The organism is Phenylobacterium sp. (assembly GCF_020253645.1).
GTDB lineage: Bacteria > Pseudomonadota > Alphaproteobacteria > Caulobacterales > Caulobacteraceae > Phenylobacterium.
The window spans coordinates 1-9,112 of sequence record NZ_JADCBG010000041.1 but is presented as its reverse complement, the minus strand read 5'-3'; the positions used below and the strand labels follow the sequence as shown (position 1 = coordinate 9,112).

The window sequence follows — 9,112 nt, the reverse complement described above, 5'->3', positions numbered from 1 at the left end:
GTCGCCCCGCGGATCCACCAGCAGCACCCGCGCCGGGAATTCCCGCCGGTCCGACAGGGCCACGGTGATCTCCCGCCCCCCCTCGACGACGTGGTTGTTGGTGATGATGATCCCGTCGGCCCGGACGATCACACCGGACCCCAGGGAGCCCTCCACGCGGCTGGGCGGGACCCCCATGCCGAACATCTGCCAGAAGGGATCCACCTGCTGGCGGACCACGCGCTTGGCCGAGATATTCACCACCGCCGGCGCCGCCCGCCTCACCACCGGGGCGAAGGAAGCCTTCATGTTGAGGGCGTCTGAAGGCGCGGCCCGGGTGGGCTGGGCGAGGGGCGGCGGCTGCGCCTCCGAGCGGCTGGTGGGCCCGGAACACGCTGCAAGGACCGCGAGAAAGGGAACGAGAAGACGGTTCAGGCGCATGGGAATCCTCGCATGAAGGCCTCTGATCCCCCAGCTTTTCGGCGCAATCAAGGCGGGGCTGGCCGGCTTTCAGCCGCCGCCCGGCGAGGGTGCAGCGACCGGTGAGGCGGGAACAGGACGCCCGTAACGGCAGGCGACCCCGAATGCCGCGAACATCAGCCCCGAGGCGATCAGAATTGGAAGCCCGGGCCACGCGGACAGCGACTCATGCGTCAAGGCGTAGGCGAAGCTTCCCCCGAACAGGAAGGGGCCGATGATGGTGGCGATCCCGGTCAAGCTCTGGTTGGCCCCTTGCAGGCGCCCCTGCGCCTCCGGGCCGACCCTGCGGGTCATCAGGCCTTGAAGGCCGGGGCTCAAGAGATTGCTCAGAGCAAAGAGCGGCGCCGCAGCTAGGTAGAGGAGCCCGGTGGGGGCAAGACCGTAGGCGAGGAATCCAAGGGCCGCGCCGGCACATCCGATCAGCAGGGCGCCGCGCTCTCCCACCCGCCGGACAACCGGACCCACAACGACCGTCTGCATGAAGATCCCCAGGGCGCCCGTCAGGAACATGGTCAGGCTGATGGTCTGGATGTCCCAGCCATAGCGATAACCGGTGTAGAGCACGAAGACGGCGGGCAGCACATTGTGGGCGATCTGGAAGAGGAACCCCACGCTCGCCAGCCCGATCAGCCTGCCCTCCTCCTTGAGGAACCGAAGGGCGCCCACCGGGTTGGCCCTTCGCCAGTCGAAGGTCGGCGAGCGCTTCTCCGGGGGAAGAGACTCTGGAAGCACGAAGAGCCCGTACAGGAAGTTGAGAAGCGCGAGCACGCCGGCGACGGCGAACGGAAGGCGGATCGCAAAATCGCCGACGAGAGATACCATGAAGGGACCCGCCAGAAGCCCCCCCAGAACGGGTCCGATCAGGAAGCCGAAGCCGAAGGAGGCGCCCATGAAGCCGAAGTAGCGGGCCCTCTGCTCCGGCGGGGTCACATCGGCGACATAGGCGTTTGCCGTCGAGAAGCTGGCGGCGGTCATGCCGTTCACGATCCTCGCCAGGAAGAGCCACATCAGGCTCGGCGCGAAGACAAGGAAGAGAAAGTCGAAGGCCAGGCCCAGAAAGGAGATCAACAGAACAGGGCGGCGGCCTATGCGGTCGGATAGCACGCCCAGAATTGGCCCGAAGATGAACTGCATCAGGCCCCATACGGCCCCGAAGACCATAATCCACTCAGCAGCAGACGCTGTATCTCCTCCTGCGAACTCCTTGATGAGGGCAGGCAGGACAGGAATGGTGATGCCAAAGGAGACGGCGTTCAGCAGTGCGGAGGCGAAGATGAACCCAAAGGCCGCCTTGCGCCGGGAAGACGCCCCGTCTGAGATGTTCATTGCACGCAGCCCCCTCCCGCGGACCTTGACCCTGCACGCCCGGGAACTCAACGCCGGAAACGAAGACCCCGGCGCAAGGCCGGGGTCGCATCACCTCAGAGGCGCTGGAAAAGGCGTCAGGCGTCCGCGAAGGCCGACGTCTGCACGGGGCCTGAATCCTTGCCCTTTTCACTCGGGTCGCGATCGACGAACTCGATGACCGCCATGGGGGCGTTGTCTCCATACCGGAAGCCGGCCTTGAGCACCCGGGTGTAGCCGCCGCGGCGGTCCGCATACCTGGGGCCCAGGGTCTGGAAGAGCTTTCCCACCTGCTCGACATCGCGAATCTGGCTGATCGCCAGGCGGCGCGCATGCAGGTCGCCGCGCTTGGCGAGAGTGACCAGCTTTTCCACCACAGGCCGCAGTTCCTTGGCCTTCGGCAGGGTCGTCACGATCTGCTCGTGCTTAATCAGGCTGGCGGCCATGTTGGCGAACATGGCGGCGCGGTGGGCGCTCGTCCGACCGAGTTTGCGGTGCGCGTGTCCGTGGCGCATGGTGGTCTCTCCTCGGGGTGCGGGACGTCTCTCGACGCGCCGCAGGCTTACATCTGGTCTTCGAACTTCTTGGCCAACTCTTCGATGTTCTCGGGCGGCCAGTTGGGCACGTCCATGCCGAGATGCAGGTTCATGCCAGCCAGAACCTCCTTGATCTCGTTCAGCGACTTCCGACCGAAGTTCGGAGTCCGCAGCATTTCCGCCTCGGTCTTCTGGATCAGGTCGCCGATGTAGACGATGTTGTCGTTCTTCAGGCAGTTCGCCGAGCGGACAGACAATTCGAGTTCGTCGACCTTCTTGAGGAGAGCCGGGTTGAACGGGAGTTCGGGCTTGGAGTCCCCATCCGACTTCTTCTTGGGCTCCTCGAAGGTGATGAAGAGCTGCAGCTGATCCTGAAGGATACGCGCCGCATAGGCGACAGCGTCCACCGGAGAGACCGCGCCGTTGGTCTCAACCTCGATGATCAGCTTGTCGTAGTCCAGGCTCTGGCCCTGGCGGGTCGGCTCCACGCGGTAGGCGACGCGCTTGACCGGCGAATAGAGGCTGTCGACAGCGATCAGACCGATCGGCGCATCCTCGGGACGGTTCATCTCGGCGGGCACGTAACCCTTTCCGTTCTGGACCGTGAACTCCATCCGGACGCTGGCGCCCTCGTCCAGCGTACAAAGGACGTGATCCGGGTTCAGGATCTCGATGTCCGCGCCGGTCTCGATCTGGCTGGCTGTCACCGGCCCTGGCCCCTGGGCCCGCAGGGTCATGCGGCGAACGCCCTCGGCATGCATCCGAAGACCCAGCTGCTTGATGTTCAGGACGATGTCGACCACGTCCTCCCGAACGCCTTCCAGAGACGAGAACTCATGGACGACGCCGTCGATCTGCACGGCCGTCACCGCGGCGCCCTGAAGCGACGACAGCAGCACCCGGCGAAGGCTGTTTCCAAGAGTCACGCCGAAGCCCCGCTCAAGCGGCTCGGCAACCAGCCGCGCCTTGCGCGAAGGGTCTGCTCCCAGCTCGATGGCGGGCTTCTCCGGACGGATCAGTTCGTTCCAGTTTCTTTCAATCACGGATGAATGTCCCTCGAACGCAGGCTCGCCGGACGCGATAGGCGCGGACCGGCGAAGGAAAAGTGCGGTATTCTCGGCGTCAGACCCGACGCCGCTTTGGCGGGCGGCACCCGTTGTGCGGGATCGGGGTCACATCACGGATGGTCGTGATCGTCATTCCGACCGCCTGGAGGGCGCGAAGGGCCGACTCGCGACCGGAACCCGGCCCGGAGACGTTGACTTCCAGCGTCTTCACACCGTGCTCCGCCGCCTTCCGGCCAGCGTCCTCGGCCGCCATCTGGGCGGCATAGGGCGTCGACTTCCGGGACCCCTTGAAACCCATCATGCCAGCGGACGACCAGGAAATCGCGTTCCCCTGAGCATCCGTGATGGTGATCATCGTGTTGTTGAACGAGGCGTTCACATGCGCCACGCCGGAGGTGATGTTCTTGCGTTCGCGCCGCTTTACGCGCGCCGGTTCCTTGGCCATCGCTTTTGTCTCTTACTTCTTCTTGCCGGCGATCGGCTTGGCCGGACCCTTGCGGGTGCGGGCGTTGGTGTGGGTGCGCTGGCCGCGGACAGGCAGACCCTTGCGGTGACGAAGGCCGCGGTAGCAGGCCAGGTCCATCAGCCGCTTTATGTTGACGGCGGTGTCCCTGCGCAGGTCACCCTCAACCGTGTAGTCCCGGTCGATGGTCTCGCGGATCTGGAGCACCTCAGCGTCGCTCAACTGATTGACGCGGCGGGAGTCCTCGATTCCGACCTTGCGCACGATCTCGGCGGCCTTAGCCTGGCCGATGCCATGGATGTATTGAAGCGCGATCACAACGCGCTTGTTCGTGGGGATGTTTACGCCGGCGATACGGGCCACGTGGGGTGCTCTCCTAGTCACGCAAAGATGCGCGAGGGTCGCCCTGACCGGGTGAATAGGCCAGAACGTCTCTCGCGCGTTTCGCGGAAGCGCCTCGTGTATGGAATAGATCCCTCTGCGTCAATGGCGTTCGGACCATTTTTCGACAGCGGGAACCAGCAGGTTTGCTCGCCCAGGGTCATCACGCCCGGATGCCCCCTGAAGGGGCGCCACGCTGTAGATCCGTCAGCGGGGCGGGTCCCGACGATTGATCGACAGAGGATGGACGGGTCACGTCGCCGCGCCTCGCCGGCTCCGACTCTCCGCCGCAAGCGTCAGCGCCCGGCCAGGACCTTGTCGATGGCGGCCGCGACCTCGTCCACGCTTCCCATTCCGTCGACCTCGACGAGTTTGCCGGCGGCCAGGTAGTAGGGAACCAGGGGAGCGGTCTGGGCGTTGTAGGCGTCCAGCCGCACCTTGAAGCTGTCCGGATTGTCGTCGGGACGGCCGGACTCGGCAAAGCGCCCCGCGATCCGCCTCATCAGCGCCTCATCATCGACCTTCAAACGCAAAACCAGGTCGACACCGGTTCCCCTGCCCTGCAGCATCCGGTCGAGGGCTTCGGCCTGGGCCAGGGTGCGGGGAAAGCCATCATAGATCGCTCCGCCGGCGGCTTCGGCCTCTGGAAGCCGCTCCTCGATCAGCGCGATCACGATCTCGTCGGTCACCAGCTCGCCGCGCTGCATCACGCCCTCGACCCGCTTCCCGAGCTCGGATCCGGACGAAATGGCCGCACGCAGCATGTCGCCGGTGGAGAGCTGGACCATCTTGCGCAGCTCGACCAGGCGCCGGGCCTGGGTGCCCTTTCCCGCAGCAGGGGGGCCGAAAAGGATCAGGTTCATAAGCGCCGCTCCCCGTCATCCGACCCTGCGCCGGGTCGCTGTATGCGTGTTCCGCCTACCGCTCGCGCCCACCCCGCAAACGCGACTTGCGGATCAGGCCCTCATACTGGTGGGAAAGAAGATGAGACTGGATTTGGGTGACAGTGTCCATCGTGACGCTGACGACGATCAGGATCGATGTCCCGCCCAGATAGAATGGCGCCTTGTAGAAGGCGATCAGGGCCTCGGGAAGGAGGCACACCACGGTGATATAGGCCGCGCCTATGACCGTCAGCCGGGTGAGTACGTAATCCAGATAGGTCGCGGTTTTCTTTCCCGGCGAGATGCCTGGAATGAAGCCGCCGTACTTCCTGAGGTTCTCCGCGGTCTCATCGGGATTGAAGACGATGGAGGTGTAGAAGAAGCAGAAAAAGACGATCAGGGCCCCGTAGAAAACCATGAAGACGGGCTGGCCGTGCTGGAGCTGGGCGACGGCTCCGGGCAGCCACTGCAGCCCCTGGGGCAGGTTTGCGGTCGCCAGGAAGCCCATCGCTGTCGCCGGAAGCAACAGGAGCGAGGACGCAAAGATCGGCGGGATGACCCCGGCGGTGTTCACCTTCAGGGGCAGGAATGAACTCTCCCCGCCAAACATGCGGTTCCCCTGCTGCCGCTTGGGGTACTGCACGAGGATGCGCCTCTGGGAGCGCTCCATGAAGACGATGGCGAAGATCACCGCGACCGCCAGCAGCAGGATCATCACCCCGCCAAAGCTCGACATCTGGCCTGTCCGCATGACGGTCAGAAGTTGAACCAGGCCGGTGGGCAGACCCGCCACGATCCCGGCGAAGATGATGAGCGAGACGCCGTTCCCGACCCCCCGGCTGGTGATCTGCTCACCCATCCACATCAGCAGCATGGTGCCGCCGGTCAGGGTGACGATGGTCGAAAGGGTGAAGATCGGACCCGGATTGAGCACCAGTCCGGGACTGGCCTGCAGACTGGCCGCGATGGCCGCCGCCTGAACAATGGCCAGGGCCACCGTCAGGTATCGGGTGTACTGGTTCAGGGTCTTGCGGCCGGCCTCGCCGCCTTCCTTCCGCAACTTCTCCCACGGCGGATAGACCGCCCCCAGAAGCTGGACGATGATCGAGGCCGAGATATAGGGTCCGACGTTCAGCGCGAAGACGGCCATCCGCTCCACGGCGCCGCCGGAGAACAGGTTGAACATCCCGAGGATGCCCTGTGACTGGCCCGCGAAGGCCGCCGCGAAGGCCTCGGCGTCGATACCCGGGATCGGCAGATAGGTCCCGAGCCGATAGACCACCAGGACCATGAGGGTGCACATGATCCGCTGATGAAGCTCGGTCGCCTTCTGGAAGGCGCCGAAGTTCAGGTTGGCGGCTAACTGCTCAGCGGCCGAAGCCATGGGACGCCCTCAAAGGTCAACGATCCTAGATAGGATGCGGCGGACGGACTGTCAGCCCATGCCGGACCGCGGCCGCGCCTCAGGCGCGGTTCTTCTTCTGAAGCTTGCCCTTGGGCTCCCCGGTTTCCACTGGGGCGGTCGTGGTGACGGCGCCGCCAGCCTTCTCCACCGCCGCCTTCGCCGCCGCAGAGGCGCTGTAAACGGTCAGGTTCAGGGCGGCCGTGATCTCGCCCTTCCCGAGAAGCTTGACCCCGTCCAGCGGGCGACGGATCACTCCGGCGGCCACAAGAACCGCTGCGTCCACCGGGACCTTAGGGTCGAGCTTGCCGGCCGTCACCGCCTGCTGAAGCCGCCAGAGATTCACTTCGGCGAATTGCAGGGCGAAGGGATTGTTGAAGCCACGCTTCGGCATACGCATGTGAAGCGGCATCTGGCCGCCCTCGAAGCCGGCGATGGAAACCCCGGTGCGCGACTTCTGGCCCTTGACGCCTCGGCCCGCAGTCTTGCCCTTGCCAGAGCCTGGGCCACGTCCCACACGCATGCGGCCCTTGACCGACCCGGGCCGGGGGGTGAGTTCGTTGAGCTTGATCATGGGCGCCTCTCTCCTGAGATCTGTCGCCGGGCGAAGGCCCGACTCGGCTGTGATGGGACCGGCCGCGGGCGACGCCGCGCGATAGCGGTCAGTTGGCGACCACCTCGACGAGGTGGTGGACCTTGGCGATCATTCCGCGGACCGAAGGCGTGTCATCGAGGGTCGACACACGCCCGATCCGGTTCAGGCCCAAGCCGACCAGGGTGGCCCGCTGGTCCTTCTTGCGGCGGATGGGGCTCGCGATCTGACGAACGGTGACCTTGGACATGCTCATTCTCCGTCGGCGGTGGCCGAGGCGCTGTCAGTCCGGCGACCGATGACCTCCCCAACCTTCTTGCCCCGCTTGGAGGCGATCTGGCGAGGTGAGGACTGAGCCTTCAGCGCTTCGAAGGTCGCGCGCACCATGTTGTAGGGGTTGGACGAGCCGACCGACTTGCCCACGACGTCCTGGACGCCGAGGGTTTCGAGGACCGCACGCATAGGGCCGCCGGCGATGACGCCCGTACCGGGAGGCGCAGACCGCACCATCACCTTGCCCGCGCCCCAGCGGCCGGCGCCGTCATGGTGCAGGGTGCGGCTCTCGCGGAGCGGCACGCGGATCATGGTCTTCTTCGCTTCTTCCGTGGCCTTGCGGATGGCCTCCGGGACCTCGCGGGCCTTGCCATGGCCGAAGCCGACGCGGCCCTTCTGGTCGCCGACCACCATCAGGGCGGCGAACGAGAAGCGACGGCCACCCTTCACGGTGGCGGCGACGCGATTGATGTGAACCAGCTTCTCGACGATGTCGGATTCGGCGCGCTCCTCGACGGGGGCGCCCCGGTCCCGGCCGCGGCGTTGTCCGCCTTCGCCACGCTGTTCGTTTCCACGAGCCATCAGCTACCCCTAGAAGTTCAGGCCGGCGTCACGCGCGGCGTCGGCGAGGGCCTTGACCCGGCCGTGATAAATGTAGCCGCCCCGATCGAAGACGACATCCTTCACGCCCTTCTCCAGGGCGCGCTGCGCCACCAGGGCGCCGATCCGGGCCGCTGCGGCCTTGTCCGAACCCTTCTGGGGCGCATCACCCTCGAGGGTCGAGGCCGAGGCGAGCGTCACGCCCCGCTCGTCATCGATGACCTGGGCGTAGATGTTCTTGGAAGACCGGAACACGGACAGCCGGGGCCGCCCGTTGGCGAGCTTGCGGAGCCGGATGCGGGTGCGCTCTGCGCGCCGCTTGGCGGAGTCACGAGTGGAGACAGCCATGGCCTACTTCTTCTTGCCTTCCTTGCGACGGACCTTCTCGCCGAGATAGCGAACGCCCTTGCCCTTGTAGGGCTCCGGCGGGCGGATCCGACGAATGCGTGCGGCGATTTCGCCGACCGCCTGCTTATCGATGCCGCTGATCCTGATTTCGGTCTGTTTGGGAACCGCGAAGGCGATCCCCTCGGGCGGCGGGACATCAACCTCGTGGCTGAATCCGAGCTGCATGCTCAGGGCTTCGCCCTTCATCTGGGCCCGGTAACCCACGCCGACCAGCTCGAGCGTCTGCTCGTAGCCGGCGGAGACGCCGACGACCATGTTGTTCACCAGGGTGCGCGAGAGGCCCCACATGGCCTGGGCGCGGGTGGACTCCACGCGCTTGGCCACGACGAGATCTGCACCTTCCTGACGAAGCTCGATCTCTTCCGGCAGCGTCCAGGACAGCTGACCCTTCGGGCCCTTCACCGTAAGGGTCTGCCCCTCGATGCTCGCCGTGACGCCTGCAGGCGTGGGAACCGCCTTCTTTCCAATCCGGGACATGTCAGTACACCCGCAGCAGGACTTCGCCGCCCACGTTGGCGTCACGCGCCGCCGCGTCGGACATGACGCCCTTGGGCGTCGACAGGACCGAGATGCCCAGGCCGTTCTTGATCGGCTTCAGGTCCGCGATGGACGAGTAGACCCGGCGACCAGGCTTCGAGATCCGCCGGATCTCGACGATCACAGGGCGGCCGTCGAAGTACTTCAGCTCGATCTCGAACTCGGG

Annotated in this window: 14 protein-coding genes; all 14 read right to left on the bottom strand. The window is 65.6% G+C overall.

The genetic code is table 11. The features are described 5' to 3' along the window. Positions 1-420: trypsin-like peptidase domain-containing protein (locus tag INE98_RS03395; RefSeq protein WP_293536587.1), on the bottom strand; the 420-nt coding region annotated here is incomplete at its 3' end. 69 nt (positions 421-489) lie between these two features. Continuing rightward, positions 490-1,785 (bottom strand): TCR/Tet family MFS transporter, encoded by a 1,296-nt coding sequence (locus tag INE98_RS03390; RefSeq protein ID WP_293536585.1) that lies wholly within the window; start codon positions 1,783-1,785, stop codon positions 490-492. A 116-nt stretch (positions 1,786-1,901) separates the two neighbouring features. Continuing rightward, positions 1,902-2,318: a 50S ribosomal protein L17 gene (rplQ, locus tag INE98_RS03385; protein ID WP_293536583.1), complete on the bottom strand. Its 417-nt coding sequence runs from the start codon at positions 2,316-2,318 to the stop codon at positions 1,902-1,904. 47 nt (positions 2,319-2,365) lie between these two features. After that, a complete protein-coding gene (locus tag INE98_RS03380; protein ID WP_293536581.1) occupies positions 2,366-3,382 on the bottom strand; it encodes a DNA-directed RNA polymerase subunit alpha in 1,017 nt (338 codons plus the stop codon). Positions 3,383-3,461: 79 nt separating this feature from the next. Continuing rightward, entirely contained in the window at positions 3,462-3,851 is a 390-nt protein-coding gene (gene rpsK / locus INE98_RS03375; protein ID WP_293516134.1) for a 30S ribosomal protein S11, read from the bottom strand. Between the two features lie 12 nt (positions 3,852-3,863). Next, entirely contained in the window at positions 3,864-4,232 is a 369-nt protein-coding gene (gene rpsM, locus INE98_RS03370) for a 30S ribosomal protein S13 (RefSeq protein ID WP_293536579.1), read from the bottom strand. Positions 4,233-4,546: 314 nt separating this feature from the next. Further along, positions 4,547-5,113 carry an adenylate kinase gene (locus INE98_RS03365; RefSeq protein ID WP_293536577.1) on the bottom strand — a complete coding sequence of 189 codons (567 nt, stop codon included), beginning with the start codon at positions 5,111-5,113 and terminating at the stop codon, positions 4,547-4,549. A 55-nt stretch (positions 5,114-5,168) separates the two neighbouring features. Continuing rightward, positions 5,169-6,518 carry a preprotein translocase subunit SecY gene (gene secY, locus INE98_RS03360; protein ID WP_293536575.1) on the bottom strand — a complete coding sequence of 450 codons (1,350 nt, stop codon included), beginning with the start codon at positions 6,516-6,518 and terminating at the stop codon, positions 5,169-5,171. 79 nt (positions 6,519-6,597) lie between these two features. Beyond that, positions 6,598-7,110, bottom strand: a complete 513-nt coding sequence (gene rplO / locus INE98_RS03355) for a 50S ribosomal protein L15 (protein ID WP_293536573.1) — start codon at positions 7,108-7,110, stop codon at positions 6,598-6,600. An 88-nt stretch (positions 7,111-7,198) separates the two neighbouring features. Further along, positions 7,199-7,384 (bottom strand): 50S ribosomal protein L30, encoded by a 186-nt coding sequence (gene rpmD, locus INE98_RS03350; RefSeq protein ID WP_293536571.1) that lies wholly within the window; start codon positions 7,382-7,384, stop codon positions 7,199-7,201. Further along, on the bottom strand, positions 7,381-7,983 hold the full coding sequence (rpsE, locus tag INE98_RS03345; RefSeq protein WP_293536570.1) for a 30S ribosomal protein S5: 603 nt from the start codon (positions 7,981-7,983) through the stop codon (positions 7,381-7,383). The genes rpmD and rpsE overlap by 4 nt, the downstream gene beginning before the upstream one ends. A 9-nt stretch (positions 7,984-7,992) precedes the next feature. Beyond that, positions 7,993-8,349: a 50S ribosomal protein L18 gene (gene rplR, locus INE98_RS03340; RefSeq protein WP_293536568.1), complete on the bottom strand. Its 357-nt coding sequence runs from the start codon at positions 8,347-8,349 to the stop codon at positions 7,993-7,995. A 3-nt stretch (positions 8,350-8,352) separates the two neighbouring features. Next, positions 8,353-8,886 carry a 50S ribosomal protein L6 gene (gene rplF, locus INE98_RS03335; RefSeq protein WP_293536566.1) on the bottom strand — a complete coding sequence of 178 codons (534 nt, stop codon included), beginning with the start codon at positions 8,884-8,886 and terminating at the stop codon, positions 8,353-8,355. Between the two features lies 1 nt (position 8,887). Then, positions 8,888-9,112 (bottom strand): 30S ribosomal protein S8 (gene rpsH, locus INE98_RS03330; RefSeq protein ID WP_293536564.1); only part of this gene is annotated, 225 nt, incomplete at its 5' end.

What these genes read in the sequence shown, in the direction of transcription:
- INE98_RS03390 (WP_293536585.1), bottom strand. Translation starts at nt 1,785, where the DNA reads ATGAACATCTCAGACGGGGCGTCTTCCCGGCGCAAGGCGGCCTTTGGG.
- rplQ (WP_293536583.1), bottom strand. Translation starts at nt 2,318, where the DNA reads ATGCGCCACGGACACGCGCACCGCAAACTCGGTCGGACGAGCGCCCAC.
- rpsK (WP_293516134.1), bottom strand. Translation starts at nt 3,851, where the DNA reads ATGGCCAAGGAACCGGCGCGCGTAAAGCGGCGCGAACGCAAGAACATC.
- INE98_RS03365 (WP_293536577.1), bottom strand. Translation starts at nt 5,113, where the DNA reads ATGAACCTGATCCTTTTCGGCCCCCCTGCTGCGGGAAAGGGCACCCAG.
- secY (WP_293536575.1), bottom strand. Translation starts at nt 6,518, where the DNA reads ATGGCTTCGGCCGCTGAGCAGTTAGCCGCCAACCTGAACTTCGGCGCC.
- rplO (WP_293536573.1), bottom strand. Translation starts at nt 7,110, where the DNA reads ATGATCAAGCTCAACGAACTCACCCCCCGGCCCGGGTCGGTCAAGGGC.
- rpmD (WP_293536571.1), bottom strand. Translation starts at nt 7,384, where the DNA reads ATGAGCATGTCCAAGGTCACCGTTCGTCAGATCGCGAGCCCCATCCGC.
- rpsE (WP_293536570.1), bottom strand. Translation starts at nt 7,983, where the DNA reads ATGGCTCGTGGAAACGAACAGCGTGGCGAAGGCGGACAACGCCGCGGC.
- rplR (WP_293536568.1), bottom strand. Translation starts at nt 8,349, where the DNA reads ATGGCTGTCTCCACTCGTGACTCCGCCAAGCGGCGCGCAGAGCGCACC.
- rplF (WP_293536566.1), bottom strand. Translation starts at nt 8,886, where the DNA reads ATGTCCCGGATTGGAAAGAAGGCGGTTCCCACGCCTGCAGGCGTCACG.